The 18,634-nt window shown below is 71.4% G+C and carries 20 protein-coding genes; 6 read left to right on the top strand and 14 right to left on the bottom strand.

Annotation, left to right across the window (positions count from 1 at the left end):
• Positions 1 to 90: 90 nt before the first annotated feature.
• From IEZ10_RS27050 to IEZ10_RS27010, 9 genes are all read right to left on the bottom strand, one after another.
• Positions 91 to 1,512, bottom strand: a complete 1,422-nt coding sequence (locus tag IEZ10_RS27050) for a nitronate monooxygenase (RefSeq protein WP_189249338.1) — start codon at positions 1,510 to 1,512, stop codon at positions 91 to 93.
• On the bottom strand, positions 1,505 to 2,077 hold the full coding sequence (locus tag IEZ10_RS27045) for a hemerythrin domain-containing protein (RefSeq protein ID WP_189249337.1): 573 nt from the start codon (positions 2,075 to 2,077) through the stop codon (positions 1,505 to 1,507). Before IEZ10_RS27045 ends, IEZ10_RS27050 begins: the two co-directional genes overlap by 8 nt.
• A gap of 109 nt (positions 2,078 to 2,186) precedes the next feature.
• Positions 2,187 to 2,876, bottom strand: a complete 690-nt coding sequence (gene narI / locus IEZ10_RS27040; protein WP_189249336.1) for a respiratory nitrate reductase subunit gamma — start codon at positions 2,874 to 2,876, stop codon at positions 2,187 to 2,189.
• Positions 2,873 to 3,613, bottom strand: coding sequence for a nitrate reductase molybdenum cofactor assembly chaperone (gene narJ, locus IEZ10_RS27035; RefSeq protein WP_229811684.1), 741 nt, complete (start codon positions 3,611 to 3,613; stop codon positions 2,873 to 2,875). Before narJ ends, narI begins: the two co-directional genes overlap by 4 nt.
• Positions 3,610 to 5,160, bottom strand: coding sequence for a nitrate reductase subunit beta (gene narH / locus IEZ10_RS27030; protein ID WP_189249335.1), 1,551 nt, complete (start codon positions 5,158 to 5,160; stop codon positions 3,610 to 3,612). Before narH ends, narJ begins: the two co-directional genes overlap by 4 nt.
• Entirely contained in the window at positions 5,160 to 8,792 is a 3,633-nt protein-coding gene (locus IEZ10_RS27025; RefSeq protein WP_189249481.1) for a nitrate reductase subunit alpha, read from the bottom strand. The genes narH and IEZ10_RS27025 overlap by 1 nt, the downstream gene beginning before the upstream one ends.
• 562 nt (positions 8,793 to 9,354) lie before the next feature.
• A complete protein-coding gene (locus IEZ10_RS27020; protein WP_189249334.1) occupies positions 9,355 to 9,894 on the bottom strand; it encodes an ATP-binding protein in 540 nt (179 codons plus the stop codon).
• Positions 9,891 to 10,079, bottom strand: a complete 189-nt coding sequence (locus IEZ10_RS27015) for a DUF5999 family protein (RefSeq protein ID WP_189249333.1) — start codon at positions 10,077 to 10,079, stop codon at positions 9,891 to 9,893. The genes IEZ10_RS27020 and IEZ10_RS27015 overlap by 4 nt, the downstream gene beginning before the upstream one ends.
• A 166-nt stretch (positions 10,080 to 10,245) precedes the next feature.
• On the bottom strand, positions 10,246 to 10,566 hold the full coding sequence (locus tag IEZ10_RS27010; protein ID WP_189249332.1) for a hypothetical protein: 321 nt from the start codon (positions 10,564 to 10,566) through the stop codon (positions 10,246 to 10,248).
• A 104-nt stretch (positions 10,567 to 10,670) separates the two neighbouring features.
• On the opposite strand from IEZ10_RS27010, the gene IEZ10_RS27005 reads away from it, so the two are divergent.
• A complete protein-coding gene (locus IEZ10_RS27005) occupies positions 10,671 to 13,034 on the top strand; it encodes an ATP-binding protein (protein WP_229811683.1) in 2,364 nt (787 codons plus the stop codon).
• A gap of 75 nt (positions 13,035 to 13,109) precedes the next feature.
• On the opposite strand, the gene IEZ10_RS27000 is transcribed toward IEZ10_RS27005, so the two are convergent.
• The 5 genes from IEZ10_RS27000 to IEZ10_RS26980 all read right to left on the bottom strand — a co-directional run bounded on the left by IEZ10_RS27000 (position 13,110) and on the right by IEZ10_RS26980 (position 17,262).
• The gene (locus IEZ10_RS27000; RefSeq protein WP_229811682.1) at positions 13,110 to 13,634 is read right to left on the bottom strand and encodes a GNAT family N-acetyltransferase; all 525 of its coding nucleotides are present in this window, start codon (positions 13,632 to 13,634) and stop codon (positions 13,110 to 13,112) included.
• A complete protein-coding gene (locus tag IEZ10_RS26995; RefSeq protein WP_229811681.1) occupies positions 13,631 to 15,124 on the bottom strand; it encodes an ABC transporter ATP-binding protein in 1,494 nt (497 codons plus the stop codon). Before IEZ10_RS26995 ends, IEZ10_RS27000 begins: the two co-directional genes overlap by 4 nt.
• A complete protein-coding gene (locus tag IEZ10_RS26990; RefSeq protein WP_189249331.1) occupies positions 15,121 to 15,576 on the bottom strand; it encodes an ABC transporter permease subunit in 456 nt (151 codons plus the stop codon). Before IEZ10_RS26990 ends, IEZ10_RS26995 begins: the two co-directional genes overlap by 4 nt.
• Before the next feature lie 319 nt (positions 15,577 to 15,895).
• The gene (gene rpsR / locus IEZ10_RS26985; RefSeq protein WP_189249330.1) at positions 15,896 to 16,123 is read right to left on the bottom strand and encodes a 30S ribosomal protein S18; all 228 of its coding nucleotides are present in this window, start codon (positions 16,121 to 16,123) and stop codon (positions 15,896 to 15,898) included.
• On the bottom strand, positions 16,120 to 17,262 hold the full coding sequence (locus IEZ10_RS26980) for a CobW family GTP-binding protein (protein ID WP_229811680.1): 1,143 nt from the start codon (positions 17,260 to 17,262) through the stop codon (positions 16,120 to 16,122). The genes rpsR and IEZ10_RS26980 overlap by 4 nt, the downstream gene beginning before the upstream one ends.
• Before the next feature lie 73 nt (positions 17,263 to 17,335).
• Here IEZ10_RS26980 and rpmG point away from each other — a divergent pair, with 73 nt between their 5' ends.
• Genes rpmG through rpmF form a run of 5 tightly spaced genes read left to right on the top strand, consistent with a single transcriptional unit; the run spans position 17,336 to position 18,447 of the window.
• The gene (gene rpmG / locus IEZ10_RS26975; RefSeq protein WP_189249328.1) at positions 17,336 to 17,500 is read left to right on the top strand and encodes a 50S ribosomal protein L33; all 165 of its coding nucleotides are present in this window, start codon (positions 17,336 to 17,338) and stop codon (positions 17,498 to 17,500) included.
• Entirely contained in the window at positions 17,497 to 17,742 is a 246-nt protein-coding gene (locus tag IEZ10_RS26970) for a type B 50S ribosomal protein L31 (protein ID WP_189249327.1), read from the top strand. Before rpmG ends, IEZ10_RS26970 begins: the two co-directional genes overlap by 4 nt.
• Positions 17,742 to 17,978, top strand: a complete 237-nt coding sequence (gene rpmB / locus IEZ10_RS26965; RefSeq protein WP_189249326.1) for a 50S ribosomal protein L28 — start codon at positions 17,742 to 17,744, stop codon at positions 17,976 to 17,978. The genes IEZ10_RS26970 and rpmB overlap by 1 nt, the downstream gene beginning before the upstream one ends.
• Entirely contained in the window at positions 17,978 to 18,277 is a 300-nt protein-coding gene (gene rpsN / locus IEZ10_RS26960) for a 30S ribosomal protein S14 (protein ID WP_189249325.1), read from the top strand. The genes rpmB and rpsN overlap by 1 nt, the downstream gene beginning before the upstream one ends.
• A gap of 2 nt (positions 18,278 to 18,279) precedes the next feature.
• A complete protein-coding gene (gene rpmF / locus IEZ10_RS26955; RefSeq protein ID WP_189249324.1) occupies positions 18,280 to 18,447 on the top strand; it encodes a 50S ribosomal protein L32 in 168 nt (55 codons plus the stop codon).
• Positions 18,448 to 18,634 lie beyond the last annotated feature (187 nt).

Below are 18,634 nucleotides of genomic sequence, written 5' to 3'. Positions count from 1 at the left end.
CCAGGGGCCCGGCGCGGGATATCGACCAAGGTCCTCGTTCCGGATGACCTCCGGTCCGTTCCGAGAGGGCGGTGCGGTGTGGGGTGCCGGTCATGCGGGTGCTCCCAGCAGGATGCGGTGCACGACGTCGGCGGCCGAGTGGTTCTCGGGCAGCCCGTCGAGGAAGGCGGCCTCCTGGCCCAGGGTGAGCAGGGCGGGCTCCCGGTAGCCGTCGCCGCGGTGCTGGCCCAGGCCGATGGCGGCGGTCAGGCCGTTGCACAGGCACTGGCGGCCCGCGGCCTCCTCGGCGGCCCCGCCCTTGCGCACGTAGGTGTCGACGGGCTCGGCGGGGCAGCGGTAGCCGACCGCGCCGTCGGGTTTGACGTACGGGGTCCGCAGGTAACCCAGGTCGCACAGCCGGGGCCGCCGCTGGTGGATCCCGGGCTCGGACAGGGTCCCGGGCACCTGCGCGACCTTGAACGGGAAGCCGGTCGGCGAGGCGCGCGGGTCGTTGCGGACCTCCAGGGTTCCGGCGGCGGCGTCACGCAGCAGGCGGCGCCTGAGCCCGTCGTCGAACCCGGATTCGCGGCACAGCGCGAACGCCGAGCCGGCCTGGACGCCGGTGGCCCCCGCGGCCAGTGCCCGGGCCAGCCCATCGGGAGTGCCGTAGCCGCCGGCCAGCCAGAACGGCAACCCGAGCGCCGCGACCTTGCCGGTGTCGACCTCGTCGCGCGGGCCGTACAGGGGTTCACCGGCCGCGTCCAGTCGCAGGCGGCCGCGCGGCGGCGCACTGTGCCCACCGGCCACCGGCGTCTCCACGACGAACCCGTCGGGCCGCGTCTGCGGGGATCGGGCCAGGTAGGCGGCCAGCACGTGCGAGGAGACGATCGCCAGCAACTTCGGCCGCCGCAGCGGCTCGGCGGGGCGGGGCGACAGCGCGGCCGGGTCGAGGCCGATCGTGTGCCGCGTGTCGTCGGCGCCGGCCACGGTGACCGTGATCTCGGCCGGGCGGTGCGCGGCGAACTCGTCGAGCAGGTGCGGGATCTCCGCCGGGATGCCGGCGCCCATCAGCACGTAGTCGGCGCCGGCCAGCATCGCCCCGTAGACGGCGGCCGGCGTGGCCAGCTGGACCTTCTCCAGGTAGTTGACGCCGATCACGCCGTCGTGCCCCTCCCGGGCGAGGAAGACCTCGGCGAAGTTGGCGACGACGATCAGCTCGTCGCGGGCGCGATTGGGCCGCAGTCCGAGCCGGGGCACCGGCCGGTACGGCTGCCCGGGCTCCGTCCCGCCGGGCACGAAGTAGCGGCTCAGCACCCGCTCGGCGATCGCGGGCACCGGGAAGCGGGCCAGCGCCCGGCGCAGGTGCCCGCCGGGGTCGCCGCGCTGCAGCCGGCGGGCCAGGGTGATGTCCAGCGCGGTGCCCGACACCACGCCGAGTTGCCCGGTCCGGGCGACGGCGCGTGCCAGCCGCCATCCGGACACCGCGACGCCCATGCCGCCCTGGATCAGGACGGGGGGCGCGGTCTCACACATGACGCGCCCGCATCGTACGCGCCCAGGTCAGCAGGTCGGCGTTCGTCTCCCTGGCCGCGTCGCGGGTGGCCAGGATGTGCACGACGTCGTCCTCCGGCAGCGTCTCCACCATGATCGACAGGCCGTCGCAGTCGCTCACGTGCGGCAGGATCTCGCGCACCAGCTCGATCCCCCACGCGGCCTGGTCCTCGCCGATCTCCTCCAGGTCGTTGAGCATCACCAGCTCCGCCAGTTCGGCGAGCTCGCGGATGCCGCGGATCGTGTCGTCGTGGTCGCTGAGCAGCTTGTCCACGTGTTGTCTGCCGAAGATGGGCAGCAGGCCCGGGTACACGGCCTCCTCCTCGTAGCGGAAGTGCGGCCCGATGGCCTCAGAAAGCGTCTCCACCAGTTTTCTGACCTGCGCCGAGTCGCCGCTCTTGAAGGCGTCGATCAGCGCGAGCAGCAGATCCCTGACCTCGCGGTGCTCGGCGTGGAACGCTTCGGTGAAGTGATCGGCGATGGACAGCACACAGTCCTCCAGCTGTGGGATGGGTACTCGTGCGGTGACGAAAGTGTCGGTTCGCATGGGTTCACCGTTCCGGGCCCGTCACGCGCCGCCGGCGGCGCCCAGCACCACCGCCGCCGCCTGGACAACGCTCATTTCTCGCTCCTCGCCGTGAAACGCCGGACGCCGGTCATCGGCGTACGCCGAGCGGGGTGCGCCGCCGGTAGACGACGTAGGGCCGCCACAGGTACGCGATCGGCGCCGACCACACGTGGACGAGCCGGGTGAACGGCCAGATCGCGGCGAGCGCCCACGCCGACAGCGCGTGCAGCTGGAAGATCAGCGGCACGTCCGCCATCAGGCCGGGGTCGGGGCGGAAGGTCAGGACGCCGCGGAACCAGACGGCGATGGTGGCGCGGTAGTCGTAGCCGCCGCCGAGCAGGTTCTTGCCCACGGTCGCGGTCATGCCGAGCAGGATCACCGCGGCCAGCACGGTGAACAGGACCCTGTCCGCGCGGGTCGTGGTGCGGCGCACCCGCGGGCTGGTGAAGCGGCGGGCCAGCAGCAGCCCCAGGCCCGCGACCACCATGAGCCCGGCCACGGTTCCGGCGCTCACCGACACCAGATGGTAGAGGTGCTCGTCGACGCCGACCGCCTCGGTCAGGCTCTTCGGGACGAGCAGGCCGAGCACGTGACCGCCGATGGCGGCGAACGCGCCGAGATGGAACAGCGGGGAGCCGAGCCGCAGCAGCCGGCTCTCCAGAACCTGCGTGGTACGCGTCGTCCAGCCGAACTGGTCGACGCGCCAGCGCCAGACGTGACCGACGACGAAGACCGTCAAAGCGATGTAGGGCACGACCACCCAGAGCGCGACGCTCACGGCCGCACCTCCAATTCGTTCAGGGGCGGACCGAACGGGGCCAGCCCCACCTCCTCGGCGGGCGGTCCCGCCAGTGCGAGATCGGCCACCGCGGCCCGCTCGGCCTCCGACAGGCCGGGCAACTCGGCGCAGAGCGCGTCGAGGACCCCCGCGTACGGCGAGCCGCCGTCGTGCAGCGCGGTGCGGATCAGCTCCAGGCCCTTGCGGTGCTGGCGCAGCGCCGCCTCACCGGCGGCGGGACCGGCCAGGGCGGCGAATTCGCAGACCACGGGGAGAAAGTCGGGCAGCTCGCCCTCCGGCGGGGTGAGCCCGGCCACCCGGTAGCGCTGCTTGAGCGTCAGCAGGGCCATGCCGCGGCGGCGGGTGTCGCCGTGCAGGTAGTAGGTGAGGTAGAGGCTGGACTTGCGGCGCAGGTCGAACGTCTCGACGTAGGCGCGCGCCAGCGCCATCGGCTCGGTGGCGCGGAACCACTCGACGAACCGCGTCAGCGATTCGCGCGCCGCCGACTCCGGCAACCGGCCCACGGCCGCGGCCAGCTCGTCGCGGGCGGCGATCAGGCCGGGGTCGGGATACTGCAGCAGCAGCGACACAAGCCGAAGCAGCGTCGCCCGGTCCTGCGGGCAGAGCTCGGGCAGCGCCCGCCCGGCCTGCCGGGCGGGCTCACCGGGATGACCGGGCCGGCCGGGCCTGGCGGGCGCGGCGGGTGTGAGGCGGCGGGGCCAGGTGCGGAGCTTCACGCCGCGCCTCCCCTGCCGACGAAGAGCTTGAGCCCCACGCGGCCGTCGCCGCGGCGCCCGGTCACGCCGGCCGGGTGGAACCCGCTCATCCCGGGCCCGCCGTCACCGTCCAGGCTGCACCCGTCCACCTGCGCGGACAGCGCGGCGGCGTCCTCGCGGTGGGCGGCGGGCACGACGTAGCGCTCGTCGTACTTGGCGACGGCCAGCAGCCGGTACATCTCCTCCATGTCCTGCGCCGTCATCCCGGCCGACTCCAGCAGGTCCGAGGCCACGCTGCCGTCGAGGGTCCGGGCCCGCATGTACGAGCGCATGGCCGACAGCTTCATCAGCACCCCGGCCACGACGCCGGTGTCTCCGGCGGAGAACAGGCTCGCCAGGTACTCCAGCGGGATGCGCAGGTCGGTGATGGCGTGGAAGACGTTGTCCGGGTCGTCGGCGTCGGCGCCCATGCCGGTGACGGCGTCGAGCACCGGTGACAGCGGCGGGATGTACCAGACCATGGGCAGCGTGCGGTATTCGGGGTGCAGCGGCAGCGCCACCCGGTAGCGCATGGCCAGCCGGTAGATCGGCGAGCGTCGCGCGGCCTCGATCCAGTCCTCGCTGATCCCGTCAGCCCGGGCGGCCGCGGCCACCTCGGGGTCGTCGGGGTCGAGGAAGACCCGGCGCTGGGCCTCCAGCAGGTCGCGCGGGTCGGCGACGCGGGCGGCGTCGAGAACGGCGTCGGCGTCGTACAGGATGAGGCCGATGTAGCGCAGCCGGCCGACGCAGGTCTCGGCGCACACGGTCGGCTGCCCCGCCTCGATGCGGGGGAAGCAGAAGGTGCACTTCTCGGCCTTGCCGGTCTTGTGGTTGACGTACACCTTCTTGTACGGGCAGGACGAGACGCACATGCGCCAGCCGCGGCAGCGGTCCTGGTCCACCAGGACGATGCCGTCCTCCTCCCGCTTGTACATCGCGCCGGAGGGGCAGGCGGCGACGCAGGCCGGGTTGAGGCAGTGCTCGCAGATGCGCGGCAGGTGGAACATGAAGGTCTTGTCGAACTCCATCCTCACCTTCTCCACCATGGCCGCGAGGTTGGGGTCGGCCGGGGCGTGCTCGGGGGCGCCGCCCAGGTCGTCCTCCCAGTTCGCGCCCCAGGTGATCGCCATGTCCCGCCCGGTGATGGCCGACTTGGGGCGGATGACCGGGACGTGCGGCCCGGCGGGGGCGTTGATGAGGGTGTCGTAGTCGTAGGTGGCCGGCTCGTAGTAGTCGTCCAGGTCCGGCAGGTTCGGGTTGGCGAACAGGCTGAGCAGCCGCTTGCCCCGGCCGCCGGCGCGGAGCCTGAGCCGCCCGCGCCGGTCGAGCTCCCAGCCGCCGTGCCAGCGCTCCTGGTCCTCGTAGCGCTTGGGGTAGCCGACGCCGGGCTTGGTCTCGACGTTGTTGAACCAGACGTACTCGACGCCGTCCCGGTTGGTCCAGGTCTGCTTGCAGGTGACGGAGCAGGTGTGACAACCGATGCACTTGTCCAGGTTCATCACCATGGCCACCTGTGCCATGACACGCATCAGTAGGTCACCTCCTGGCCGCGGCGGCGGATCACGGTGACCTCGTCACGCTGGTTGCCGGTCGGCCCGTAGTAGTTGAATGCGTAGGTGAACTGCGCGTACCCGCCGATGAGGTGGCTGGGCTTGAGCAGCAGCCGGGTGAGGGAGTTGTGCACGCCGCCGCGCCGGCCCGATCTCTCGGTGAGCGGCACGTTCACGTTGCGGTCCTTGGCGTGGTACATGTACACGGTCCCGGCCGGCATGCGGTGCGAGACGACCGCCCTGGCCACGACCACGCCGTTGCGGTTGTACGCCTCGATCCAGTCGTTGTCGGCGACCCCGATCGCGGCGGCGTCCTCGGTGCTCATCCAGATCGTCGGCCCGCCGCGCGAGAGGGCGAGCATGTAGGCGTTGTCCTGGTATTCGGAGTGGATGGACCACTTCGAGTGCGGGGTCAGGTAGCGCACGGTGACCTCGGCCGCCCCGCCGTCGCCCTGGTCACCGTAGTGGCGGCCCATGTTGAGCGGCGGCCGGTAGGCGGGCAGCTGCTCGCCCAGCTCGGTGATCCAGTCGTGGTCGAGGAAGAACTGCTGGCGGCCCGTCAGGGTGTGCCAGGGCTTGTCCCGCTCGACGTTGATCACGAAGGCGGAGTAACGGCGTCCGCCGGTCTCCGACCCGGACCACTCGGGTGACGTGATCACCGGCTGCGGCCTGGACTGCGTGTCGGCGAACGTGATGCGCTTGCCCTCGTGCTCGGCCGACAGGTCGGCCAGCTTCGTGCCGGTGCGCCGCTCCAGGCTCTCGAAGCCCTGAGTGGCCAGGCGGCCGTTGGTGGTGCCCGACAGCGCGAGGATGGCCTCGCACATCCGGTCGGCGGTGTCCAGCGAGACGCGTCCCTCGCCGTCGGTGCCGTTCTTGACGGCCAGGTAGTCGAGCTCCGGGCCGACCCGGTAGGTCACGGCCTTGGTCGTCAGGCCCGACTCGGCGAAGAGCGGCCCGATGGAGCGCATGCGCTCGCCGACGGCGGCGTAGTCGCGCTCGATCGTCACGATCTTCGGCATCGTCCTGCCGGGTACGGGCTCGCATTCACCGTATTTCCAGTCACGCACCCGGCCGCCCGGCTGGGCGAGCTCGTCGGGGGTGTCGTGCGTGAGCGGAACGGCCAGCACGTCGGTGCGCCTGCCCAGGTGATCGGCGGCCAGCTCGGAGAAGCGGTCGGCGAGGGCGAGGAAGGCGTCGTAGTCGCTGCGCGTCTGCCACGGCGGGGCGATGGCCGGGTTGAACGCGTGCACGAACGGGTGCATGTCCGTGCTGGACAGGTCGTGCTTCTCGTACCAGGTGGCGGCCGGGAGCACGATGTCGGAGAACAGCGCCGTGGACGTCATCCGGAAGTCGATCGCGGTGAGCAGGTCGAGCTTGCCCTCGGCGGCCTCTTCGCGCCAGGTCACCTCGGCCGGGTGCAGTCCTTCCTGGTTACGGGTCTCGGCGTCGGTGCCGAGCAGGTGCCGCAGGAAGTACTCGTTGCCCTTGCCGGAGGAGCCGAGCAGGTTGGCCCGCCACACGGTCAGCACGCGGGGGAAGTTGGCCGGGTCACCCGGGTCCTCGGCGGCGAAACGGAGATTTCCGGACTTCAGCTCGTTCGCGACGTGCTCGGCCACCGGGATGCCGGCCCGGCCGGCCTCGTCGGCGAGGGTGAGCGGGTTGCGGTTGAAGGTCGGCTGCGAGGGCAGCCAGCCGAGCCTCGCGGCCTGGGCGTTGCAGTCGGCGAACGACTTGCCGTCGAAGGCGCCGGAGCCGAGCGGGCTGGCGAGTTCGCCCGCTCCGAACTGCTCGTAACGCCACTGGTCGGTGGCCAGGTACCAGAACGCGGTCCCGGCCATGTGCCGGGTCGGCCGCTGCCAGTCGAAGGCGAAGGCGAGGTGCTGGAATCCGGTGATCGGGCGGACCTTCTCCTGGCCGACGTAGTGCGCCCAGCCGCCGCCGTTGACGCCCTGGCAGCCGGTCAGCAGCACCAGCGTGAGGAACGAGCGGTAGATCTGGTCGGAGTGGAACCAGTGGTTGGTGCCCGCACCCATCGCGATCATCGACTTGCCCCGGGTGCGTTCGGCGTTGCGGGCGAACTCGCGGGCGATTCTGGCGATCGTCGCGGCGGGCACCGAGGTGATCTCCTCCGCCCACGCCGGCGTGTACGGCCGGCTCGCGTCCAGGTACGACTCCGGCCACTCGCCCGGCAGGTCGCGGGCGACGCCGTACTGGGCCATGAGCAGGTCGAAGACCGTGGTGACCAGCTTGCCGCCCACCTCGGTGACCGGCACGCCGCGGCGCATGACCGTGCCGCCCTCGGTGGCGCCCTCGTCGAAGCGCGGCAGGTCGACGGCGACCGCCCGCTCCGACCGGTCGAACAGCGTCAGCTCCGGGTCCGCGCCGCCCAGGTCGAGGTTCCAGCGGCCCTCGCCCTCCTGGCCCCAGCGGAAGCCCAGCGAGCCGTTCGGCACGACGGGCGCGCCCGTCCCGGAGTCCAGGAAGACGGTCTTGAACTCGGCGTTCTCACCGGCGTCGTCCCCGTCCCCGAGCAGGTCGGCGGCGGTGAGGAAGCGGCGCGGCACGTACGCGTCACCGCGCGGTTCCAGCGTCACCAGGAATGGAAGGTCCGTGTATTTCCGGACGTAGTCGGTGAAATAAGGGACCTGGCGGTCGCGGAAGAACTCCGTCAGCACGACGTGCCCCATGGCCATGGCGAGCGCGCCGTCCGTGCCCGGGTGCGGCGCCAGCCAGTCGTCGGCGAACTTGACGTTGTCGGCGTAGTCGGGGCTGACCGCGACCACTTTCGTGCCCTGGTAACGGGCCTCGGTCATGAAGTGGGCGTCGGGAGTGCGGGTGACCGGGATGTTGGAACCCCACATGATCAGATAGCGGGAGTTCCACCAGTCCGCCGCCTCCGGCACGTCCGTCTGGTCGCCCCACACCTGCGGGGAGGCGATCGGCAGGTCGGCGTACCAGTCGTAGAAGGACAGCAGTGTGCCGCCGATCATCGACAGGAACCGCGTGCCGGCCGCGAACGACGCCATCGACATGGCCGGGATCGGCGAGAACCCCACCACCCGGTCGGGGCCGTACTGCTTGACCGTGTGCACGTGCGCCGCGGCCATCAGCTCCAGGACCTCGTCCCAGCTGGAGCGGACGAACCCGCCCTTGCCGCGCGCCCGCTTGTACGCCCGCGCCCGCTCCGGGTCGCCGGTCAGCTCCGCCCACGCCAGCACCGGATCGCCCAGCCTGGCTTTGGTCTCGCGCCACATCTCCAGCAGCACGCCCCGCACGTACGGGTAGCGCACCCGCGAGGGCGAATAGGTGTACCAGGAGAAGGACGCGCCGCGGGGGCAACCGCGCGGCTCGTACTCGGGCGAATCGGGTCCGACCGACGGGTAGTCGGTCGCCTGGTGCTCCCACGTGATCAGCCCGTCCTTGACGAACACCTGCCACGAGCACGATCCCGTGCAGTTCACGCCATGCGTCGAGCGCACCACCTTGTCGTGCGCCCACCGATCCCGGTAGAAGCGATCCCAGCCACTGGGATTGATCTGGTGCAGGGTGCGGCCGTCGGCCGATATCTCTGATCTGGTGAAGAACGTCCGGGCGGCGAGCAACGGCCCCATGCCGGGGGTGGAGTCGATATCAGTCACAGGTCTTTCCTCGCCCCAGGGGTAACAGCGGACATGGGTCAAGATTCGTGCCTGCCGCCTGACCACGGCAGGGACCAAAGTCCCCGGCCGCTGGCCCGATGGGCCATTGGGAGCCGTTCGGGGTTCAGGTCATGTGGTCGAGGTGGGGAGCGTCAGCCACATGACCGAGACGGGAGCCGGCCCAGGGCACCCTGGACCTGACCCGGGTACCGGCGTTCCTCATGGCGTCGGCGAGATCGGCCTTCGCCCACGGGCGAGGTGCTTCTCCCACAGGAAGCCACCGGCCACTCCGATCAGCGCACCGATGATGTCCCTGGTCGCGGGTCGCCGTTCGACGCGGCCCTCAGGCGGGGCGCCGCGTTCACCCACCGGGAGGCGCTCCCCCCGTCGTTGGGGACGACGCGACGGCGGGGGTGCCGGCGGTCCCGCGGACGGGACCGCCGGCGGGGGAGCGGGGGAGGCGGGGTGGGGCGGGCCGGGCGCGGCGGGTGCCCGCCGCGTCCGGCGGGGGAGGAGGGGCCGGCCCCTGCGCCGGCTACGGGGCGTCGGCCGTGGCGACGCGGGAAGCGGGAAGCTCGAACCAGACGGCCTTGCCCCCGGGGGTGCGGGCACTGCCCCAGCAGCAGGCCAGGGAGTCCACCAGGTGGAGCCCCCGCCCACCCTCGTCGTCGTCGTGAACCGTCCGCGGGCTGGGCAGCAGCGGCTCGGCGTCCTCGACCTCGCAGCGCAGCAGGCCGTCCTGGAGGGAGAGGGTGAGCGAGACCGTCCCCCGGGCGTGCCGCAGCGCGTTGGTGACCAGCTCACTGACGAGCAGCTCGGCGGCGACGCTCTGCTCGGCGAGGTCCCAGGCGGTCAGCCGTTCCCGGGTCAGCCGGCGCGCCCTGCCCACCGAGGAGGGGTGCCGGGCCAGCCACCAGGAGGCGTCACGGTGTCCGGTGCCGGCGTCCAGCCCGGCGAGGCGGCGCAGGAGCGTCCTGAACCGGCCGCGGGGGCGCGCCTCGCGGCTTCCCAGGGCCGGCACGGCGAGCGAGACCGCGCCGGGTGGCCGGCAGGTGAGGGCGGCGGAGGAGTTCATGCCGCCCGCTCCCGGAGGCGGGCCGGAACGCTGCGCCCGTCGGGCATCAGCTCTCCGGCGTCGTCGAAGACCACCAAACCGTTGCAGAGCAGCCACCACCCCTGCTCGGGGTGGAAGGCCACGAGGTGGGCGGCCCCACGGTCGGGAGCGTGCACCGGAGGGCAGTGAGGCTGGTGCTCGCACATGGCTCCTCCTTCAATCCTTCGCCTGTCGGGGTGGAACCTTTACCGTGCTGCCAGTCTGCCGTGAAGACCGAACGTAGAAAACGGTACAAATACCCGTATTCATACCTATATGGATTATCCGGGGGTGGGTCACGCCTCAGGGGTCCCGCGGGAGCAAGGTCAACGGTCACAGGCGGTTCTTCGTCACCGACACCACCGACACCACCGACACCACCGACACCACCGACACCACCGACACCACCGACACCACCGACACCACCGACACCACCGGCTTGCCGGCCACCGTCGCGGTGACGGGCGCGCGCCGACAGGATCGCGACGGCGCCAAGACCGCCCTGTCGCCGGCGTACCCGACCATGCCGATCCGGCACGTCACCACCTCGGGTGACGAAACCGGCGAGATCGCTGCGGTGGCAGCGGGGCCGGCCGGGATCACAAGCCCACCCATGATCGCTTGCTCTCCTCCACTCAGGATCCATCGATCCATTTGATAGCCTGCAAGTGATACACCGAGCCCACATTGAAACGATCGCCAAAAGCGACGGGGGCGGCGCGAACGGTGACCCGCGGCCTGCGTCGCAATGAGGCACCATGGCAGCGATGACGAAGACCTCCCGGGGGCGGCACGACGGCGGCCTGCCGGCGGAGGTGACGAGCTTCGTGGGGCGTCGGCACGAGGTGGCCGAGGTCAGAAGGCTGCTGGCGGTGTCCAGAGTGGTGACGCTGACCGGCCCTGGCGGCGTGGGCAAGACCCGGCTGGCCATTCGGGCGGGTCAAGAGGTGCGTCGGGCCTTTCGGGACGGCGTGTGGCTGGTGGAGCTGGCCGCGCTGCCGGTCGATACGAGGGGGGCGGGCACCGATCTGGTGGCACGGGCGGTGGCCGGTGCGCTGGATGTCCCCGACCGTAGTGCCGCGCCGCCATTGACGGTGCTGACGAATCACCTGCGTGGCAGGCAGGCTCTGGTGATCTTGGACAACTGCGAGCATCAGCTGGCCCCGTGTGCCGTGCTCGCCGACACGGTGCTGCGGGCAGCGCCCGAGGTGCGGATTCTGGCCACGAGCCGGCAGCCGCTGGGGATCACCGGGGAACAGACGTTGCCCGTGCCGCCGCTGTCGCTGCCCGACTGTGAGGCGCCGCATTCCTCGCTGGAGGCGTTCACACAGGGTGAGGCCGTGCGGTTGTTCGCCGAGCGGGGGCGGGCCGCTCACCCGGGATTCGCCGTCACCGAGGACAACCGGGACGTCGTCTGCCGGATCGTTCGCCGTCTCGACGGGCTGCCGCTGGCGATCGAGCTGGCAGCCGTGCGTCTGCGCGCACTGTCGGCCCGGCAGTTGCTGGATCGGCTCGATGAGCGCTTCCGACTGCTGTCGGCCGGGTCCAGGGCCGTGCTGCCCCGGCATCAGACGCTGCGGGCGCTGATCGACTGGAGTTACGCCCTGTGTTCACAGGAGGAACAACTGCTGTGGCGGCGGGTGTCGGTGTTCGCCGGAGATCTGGACCTGGAGGCGGCCGAGACGATCTGCTCGGGGGACGGCATCGCCCGGCGGGACGTCGTCGACCTGCTGATCGGCCTGGTGGACAAGTGCGTGCTGACGCGCGACGACCACCAGGAATCCGTACGTTACCGGATGCTGGAGACGCTGCGCGCCTATGGGGCCGAGCGCCTGGCCCGCTGCGGTGAGGCGGATACGCTGCGCGGCCGGCACCGGGACTACTACCGCGGCTTGGCGGGCCTGGCGCGGGCGGAGTTCTTCGGGCCGATGCAGCTGCGATGGCTGCGGCGTCTGCAGGCCGAGCACGCCAACCTACGCGCCGCGCTGGAGTCGTCGCTGACCGAGCCGGGTACACGTGAGGACGGCCTGAGCATGGCCACGGACCTGCTGTATCACTGGCTCTCCAGTGATCATCTAGGAGAGGGGCGCGGCTGGCTGGAGCGGGGTCTGGCCGTCGTCCGCTCGCCTGGTCCGACACGTGGGCGCGCGCTGTGGACCGCGGCCTGGCTGGCGGTGATCCAGGGTGACATCACGAGCGCCGCGGCGATGCTGCGAGAGGGGCGGAGCATCGGGGAGCGGCTGGGGGATGACTCGATCCTGATGTACGTAGAGCTGTTCGACGGCCAGGTCGCCATGTGCGAGGACCGGGCGGAGGAGGGACTGAGGCACCTCGAGCGGGCGCTGGAGCGGCACTGCTGTACGGGAGATCCGACAGGGCTGGCGCTGACGCTGATCCGAGTGTCGCTGGCGCACTCGTTCCTGGGGCATCCTGAGCGGGCGGTCGCGGCAGGACGGGAGTGCCTGGCGGTGTGCGAAGCGCACGGGGAGGGCTGGCACCGCGCGTACATGATGATGGCGCTCGGCGTGGATCTGTGGCGGCAGGGGGAACTGAAGCAGGCGCTCGGGATGGAGCGGAAAAGCCTGGCGTTCAACCGGTCGCTGGGTGATCTGCTGGGGGCGGGGATCACGGTCGAGGTGCTGGCGTGGATCGCCGCCTCGCGGGAGGAGTTCCAGCGGGCGGCGCGGCTGCTGGGGATCGCGGGCACGGTGTGGGCGACGCTGGGGGCGCGCATGTCGGGGTTCGGGTATCTGGCCGGATATCACGACGCGTGTGAGGATCGGACACGTGCGGCTCTGGGGGAGAGGGCGTTCGAGGCGGCCGTGGAGCGCGGGGCGCGGCTGGATCGGGAGGAGGCGCTGGCGTACGCGTTGCAGGAGGAGCAGCCCGCCCGCGATCAGGGCGGCGGCGCTGAGGAACCGGCGCGGCTGACCCGGCGGGAGCGGCAGATCGCCGAGCTGGTGGCACAGGGGCTGACGAACAAGGAGATCGCGGCGTCGCTGGTGATCGCACAGCGCACCGCGGAGGGACACGTCGAGCACATTCTGACCAAGCTGGGATTCACCTCGCGGGCGCAGATCGCGGTATGGGTACGCGACGAGGGTTCCGCGGGGCAGGGGTGACGGCGAAGCCGATCACAGAGGGGTGGCCCCCTGCCCCACACCCGCATCACAGCGCCTCCGCCGGCTTCAGAATTCTCAGGGGATCTCGAAATGCACCGTCTGGAAGGCATGTGCGTCGCTGTCGCGGTCGTCGTGCACCTCGGCCGCCAGTGAGCGCCAGAACGCCTCAGCCCCTGGAACTCGGGTGTCGGTGTGCAGGTAGAGGTATCCGTAGCCCGGGGTGTTCGCGACGAAGGCGCGAGCCAGCTCGACCAGCCCTCTGCCGAGCCCGCGGCGCCGGTGCTCCGGGCGGACGTAGACGCGGAACAGCTGGGCGGTGTGTCGATCGGGATAGCGTTCGGCGAGCCAGGCCGGGTGCGACGGGCTCTTGGGTCCGGCGGCGCGCACGGCGGTCGTGGCCACGACCTGTCCGCTGTGCACGGCGACGAACAGGCCGTGCCGAGGATCGCGGAGGTAGACGCCCTCCAGGTCGATGACGTCGGCGTGCCATTCCGGGCGGTAACCGTAGCCGAGGTCGTGGTAGAAGGTGTCGAGCATGACGCTGCGCGCACCGTCGAGGTCGGCAGGCCCGGCTGCACGGAGTTCGTAGTCGTGGGTCACAGTGCGTTCTCCCGTTTTCCGGCGGCGAAGGGGGACAGGACGACGGCGGCCGGCCCGTGCCCGGTCACCTGACCGTCATGGATGACGACGACGTGGTCGGCGATCCTGGCCACCACGCCAAGGTCGTGGCTGATCATGATGAGGGTGAGGTGGCGTCGGCGGGTGAGCCGCTGGAGGTGGTCGAGGACCGTGGCTCGGGTGAGCGTGTCGAGCCCGGAAGTGATCTCATCGCAGATCAGGACGGAGGGTTCGGCGAGCAGGGCGCGGGCCAGGGCGCAGCGTTGCAGTTCGCCGCCGGACAGGCCACCTGGCCGGCGGCGCATGGCGTCGGCGGGCAGGCCGACCTCCGCGAGGATCTCCAGGGCGGCGGTCCTGGCCTGTTCGGTGCTCATGTCGCGCAGCCGTACGGCGGTGCGGGCCACCTGGTCGAGGACTGTCCGGTGGGGGTCGAAGGAGGCTCGGGCGTCCTGGAAGACGTACTGCACCGCCGCCAGGTCCTTCCTGGTACGGCGGGTCAGCTCGCGACCGTCGAGGCGTACGGACCCCGACTGCGGCCGGTGGAGTCCGGCGATGCACCGGGCGAGAGTCGTCTTCCCGCTGCCGGAGCGGCCCACGACGGCCAGGCATTCGCCCGCCGCGGCTCGCACCGACACCTCTCGAAGAACGGTGGCGCGGCCGTGCCTGGCGGTCAGGCCGGTCGTCTCCAGCCGGGGCCCCGCCTCGACGGTTCGCGTGGTGACGTCATCCACGCCGGGTTGGGCGGCCACCAGTTCGCGTGTGTACTTCTCCCGCGGATCGGCCAGCACCGAGTCGGTGGGGCCCGCCTCGACCACCTGGCCATCCCGAAGGACGACCACCTGGCCGGCCAAGGTCCGTACGATGTCGAGGTCGTGGCTGAGCAGGACGATCGTGATGCCCTGCCGCGCCAGTTCGGACAGTTCGCGCACCACCTCGTCGCGGGTGGCGGTGTCCTGGCCGGTGGTGGGCTCGTCGGCCACGATGACAGCGGGATCGCCGAGCAGGGCCTGGGCCACCGCGAGCCGTTGCTGCTGGCCGCCGGAGAGCTGGTGGGGATAGCGGCGCAGGAAGGCGCGATCGGAGGGCAGGCTGGCGCGTCGCAGCGCCGCCTCGACGGAGGTCCCGTGTCGCGTGGCGATCTCCCTGAGCACGGCGCCGATCCTGCGGACGGGATTGAGCACCGAGGAGGGATGCTGCGGGATGAAGCCCACGGTGCCGGGAGTGGGTGGGCGCGCGGCGGTGATCCGTTGGCCTGCGACCGTGACGGCGCCGGTGACCGCGACGCCCGGCGGGTGCTCGCCGAGCAGGGCCAGGGCGGTGGTGGTCTTGCCGCTGCCCGAGGCGCCGACGATGGCCAGCACCTGCCCTGCGGGCACCTGGAAGCTCACCCCGTGCAGGATCGGCTCCGCACGCAGATCGACGACGTCGATCACTGGTGAGCCTTGCCGTGCCGGGTCGATGACATCGGTCACGGGTGGGCCTTTCTGCGCAGGGCGTGGTCGAAGGTGAGGTTGAGGCCGACGGAGAGCGCCACGATCAGTAACGCGGGGACGACGACCGCCCACGGCTGGAGGAACATCCCCCCGCGGTTGCGGTCCACCATGACGGCCCAGTCGGCGGCGTCGGGGGAGACGCCGATGCCGAGGAAGCTGGCTGCGGCGACGAGGTAGAGCGCCCCTGTCAGGCGGGTGCCGAGGTCGGCGGCGAGGGTGCGGAGCATCGAACGGCCCACGTAGCCGACCGTGATGCGCCACCGGCTTTCCCCCTGCAGGCGCATGGCCTCCAGCGCGGGGCGACCGGCGATCTCCAGCGCGGCGGCCCTGGAGATCCGGGCGACATCGGGCAGGCTGATCAGCGTGACGATGGGCACCAGGGTGAGCGCGCCACGAGGCGCGATGGTGGCCAGCAGGATGAGCGAGAGCATGAGGGCACCGCGAGCAGTATCCGTCTCATGCGCGCGGCGCCAACCGGAAGGCCGCCCGCAACCTGCCCCCCGCCGGGCCTCCGGTCGAGGCGGCGGGCCGTGTCGCGCACCCGGTGAGCGCGGCGGCCGACAAACCGGCGGTGAAGCCGAGGAAGCCGCGGCGGCTCAGGTGGTCGTTCATAGGGTGGTGCCTTTCCATTTCATTGCCGGCATCGCGCGGTCTCCGGGACGTGGTCGCCGTCGAGCTCCTCCACCCAGCCGAGCAGCGTCGTCCTGCCCGCGCCGAGAAACCCCGGCAGCACGGTCACCGGAAGGCGGGTCATCCGCGGCCCGGGGCCGCGTAGGGGAGCAGTGCCATCTCGCGGGCGTTCTTGATCGCTCGGGCCAGCCGCCGTTGCTGCCGGATGGTGACGCCCGTGACACGGCGGCTGCGGATCTTGCCGCGGTCGGAGATGAACGTGCGCAGCAGGTCGGTGTCCTTGTAGTCGATGTGACCGACGCCGTGCAGCGGGTTGCCCTTCTTGCGCGGGGTACGGCGGGGCTTCACGCGGTCTCCTTCAGATCGAGGATGGGGGCGAACGGGTCGTCGTAGCGGGCCCAGGCGGCGGGGCCGGCCTGCTCCTCGTCACAGGTGAGCAGACACGAGTCGAGCAGCTCGTGGATGTGCTCGCGGTCGAGGTCCGGGCCGGTGAAAACCAGGTGCTGGACGCGGTCACCGCTGACCGGGTGCCAGTCCAGGGCCGCCGCCATGCGGCGAGCGGGGGAGACCGTCTCCCAGGCGGCCTCGGGCAGCGCGGCCAGCCAGAAGCCGGCGTCCTCCACCGAGGCGACGCCTGCGACCGCGTCCCAGGCGAGCAGCCGGTTGCGGTGGGTCGCCAGCCAGAAACGGCCGCGTGAGCGGACCGACGAGGTGACCAGTTCGTCCACGGCGTCGAACAGCCGGGCGGGGTGCAGCGGGCGCACGGCGTGCCACACCACCGTGGTGATCTCCCCGTCCTGGGCGTCGCACGGGAGCTGGGCGGTGGCCGGATCGACGCGTTCGGCCAGGACGGCGGTGCACAGCGCGGTGCCGGCGGGGCGGGGTAGCGCGGTGATCTCATGCACCGGCGTCACGGGGGCGAGGTGGGCGAGCACCATCCGCGAGAGGTCGCCGTCCTCCTCGTCCCCGCCGTGCAGCACGAGTCCCGTGGCGTACTCGATCTGCCGGGCGAGGACCTCGGCCAGGTAGCGCCGGTCGCCTCTGGCCGCCTGCCTGCCGACCTTGGACAGCCGGTCGCCGAGGGTGATGTCGACGGGCATGCGTTCGGCGTCCAGCGCGGTGAGCACAGAGGTCAGCCGCAAGATGCCCGCGGCCTCGTCACAGTCGATCGCCTCGGCCACGGAGCGTGGTTCGACCGAGTCCCACAGGTCGACGATCAGCAGCGAAGCCGCGCCCGCCAGCCGTACGAGCTGGGGGAGGAGGTCCTCGCGGACGGTGCAGGCGATGCAGCCATGTGCGAGCCGCACCTCGGTCACGTCGAGCGTCTTCACCGCGTCACGGACGACCCGGCGGACGCGATCGGCGGTGACCGCGGCCAGATCGTGGTGGACCGCGACGGATCCGGGGTGCTCGTTCAGCAGTCGGTCGACGGTCGCCGTGCGGACCGAGGCGTGCAGGCCCGCGACGAGGACGACGGGGGTGGACACGGATCCTCCAGTTGCAGAAATGAAAATCATTGTCGCTATCATGGCACAGCCTGGCGACCAGAAAGGATTGGATTTGTCCAGAAACGACCTCCGGCCGGTCATCAAGCTCCGCTCGACCGCGGGGACCGGCTACACGTACGTGACCACGAAGAACCGGCGCAACGACCCGGGCCGGCTCACGCTTCGCAAGTACGACCCGACCATCCGCCGCCACGTGGAGTTCCGGGAGGAGCGATGAAGAAGAGCATCCACCCCGACTATCACCCCGTCGTGTTCCGCGACCCAGGCGCGGACTTCGCGTTCCTCACCCGCTCCACGATCACCAGCGACAAGACCGTCCAGTGGGCCGACGGAAACACCTACCCGGTGGTCGACGTCGACGTCTCCTGCGCGAGCCACCCCTTCTACACCGGTCGCAACCGCGTCCTGGACGCCGCCGGCCGCGTCGAGCGGTTCAACCAGCGCTACGGGAGGAGCTGATGTCGGCCCGCTGCCGGCTCACCGGCATCACGCCGGTCTTCGGCAACAACGTCTCCCACTCTCACCGGCGCACCCGCCGGAGGTGGAACCCCAACATCCAGAACCGTCGCTACTGGGTGCCGAGCGAGGGCCGCTTCGTCCAGCTGGCGCTCAGCACGCGGGCGATCAAGACCATCGACCGGATCGGCATCGAGAAGGCCGTAGCACTGATCCGCGCCCGAAAAGAGAGGATCTGATGGCCAAGAAGAGCAAGATCGCGGCCAACGAGCGGCGCAAGGCCGTCGTGGCCCGCTACGCCGAGCGCCGTGCGCGGTCGAAGGAGCTCGTACGCACCGGCACGCCGGAGGAACGGGCCTCGGCTGTACGGGAGCTGGGCCGGCAGCCCCGCGACGCCAGCGCCACCCGCGTCCGCAACCGCGACTCCGTCGACGGCCGCCCGCGCGGCCATCTGACCAGGTTCGGGTTGTCTCGCATCCGCTTCCGCGAGATGGCCCATCGGGGCGAGCTGCCAGGCGTCACGAAGGCGAGCCGGTAGCCGTGGCCGTACCCGAGCGCAGAACCTCGCGCAGCAACACCCGGCATCGCCGCAGCCGGTGGAAGGCGGCCGTGCCCGACCTCGTCCCGATCACCGTGAACGGGCAGGAGTCGCCGGTCCCGCGCCGCCTCGTCCGCGCCTGCCGGCGGGGGCTCATCGCGCCGCGCTGAGACGGTGACGCACCAGGTCACCCGCGGCGGAGCGCATCACCGGGGCGCCGAATCGCGGCGGGCGTCCTGGTCGCGCCACCTTCGCCGCTTGTCAACCGCTCGCCCTGAGAGCTTCTGACGCAGTGGCCTTTGTCGTGTCAGAAGCTCTCAGGGCCGCGATGGGACGGAACGACCGCCGCGGCGGAGC

Source organism: Streptosporangium pseudovulgare, from assembly GCF_014648055.1.
GTDB classification, from domain to species: domain Bacteria; phylum Actinomycetota; class Actinomycetes; order Streptosporangiales; family Streptosporangiaceae; genus Streptosporangium; species Streptosporangium pseudovulgare.
Note: the sequence above shows the minus strand (reverse complement) of the source record. Positions and strands in the feature narration are given on the sequence as shown.

What these genes read in the sequence shown, in the direction of transcription:
- IEZ10_RS27050 (WP_189249338.1), bottom strand. Translation starts at nt 1,512, where the DNA reads ATGTGTGAGACCGCGCCCCCCGTCCTGATCCAGGGCGGCATGGGCGTC.
- IEZ10_RS27045 (WP_189249337.1), bottom strand. Translation starts at nt 2,077, where the DNA reads ATGCGAACCGACACTTTCGTCACCGCACGAGTACCCATCCCACAGCTG.
- narH (WP_189249335.1), bottom strand. Translation starts at nt 5,160, where the DNA reads ATGCGTGTCATGGCACAGGTGGCCATGGTGATGAACCTGGACAAGTGC.
- IEZ10_RS27025 (WP_189249481.1), bottom strand. Translation starts at nt 8,792, where the DNA reads ATGGGGCCGTTGCTCGCCGCCCGGACGTTCTTCACCAGATCAGAGATA.
- IEZ10_RS27020 (WP_189249334.1), bottom strand. Translation starts at nt 9,894, where the DNA reads ATGAACTCCTCCGCCGCCCTCACCTGCCGGCCACCCGGCGCGGTCTCG.
- IEZ10_RS27015 (WP_189249333.1), bottom strand. Translation starts at nt 10,079, where the DNA reads ATGTGCGAGCACCAGCCTCACTGCCCTCCGGTGCACGCTCCCGACCGT.
- IEZ10_RS27010 (WP_189249332.1), bottom strand. Translation starts at nt 10,566, where the DNA reads ATGGATCGATGGATCCTGAGTGGAGGAGAGCAAGCGATCATGGGTGGG.
- IEZ10_RS27005 (WP_229811683.1), top strand. Translation starts at nt 10,671, where the DNA reads ATGGCAGCGATGACGAAGACCTCCCGGGGGCGGCACGACGGCGGCCTG.
- IEZ10_RS26990 (WP_189249331.1), bottom strand. Translation starts at nt 15,576, where the DNA reads ATGCTCTCGCTCATCCTGCTGGCCACCATCGCGCCTCGTGGCGCGCTC.
- IEZ10_RS26970 (WP_189249327.1), top strand. Translation starts at nt 17,497, where the DNA reads ATGAAGAAGAGCATCCACCCCGACTATCACCCCGTCGTGTTCCGCGAC.
- rpmB (WP_189249326.1), top strand. Translation starts at nt 17,742, where the DNA reads ATGTCGGCCCGCTGCCGGCTCACCGGCATCACGCCGGTCTTCGGCAAC.
- rpsN (WP_189249325.1), top strand. Translation starts at nt 17,978, where the DNA reads ATGGCCAAGAAGAGCAAGATCGCGGCCAACGAGCGGCGCAAGGCCGTC.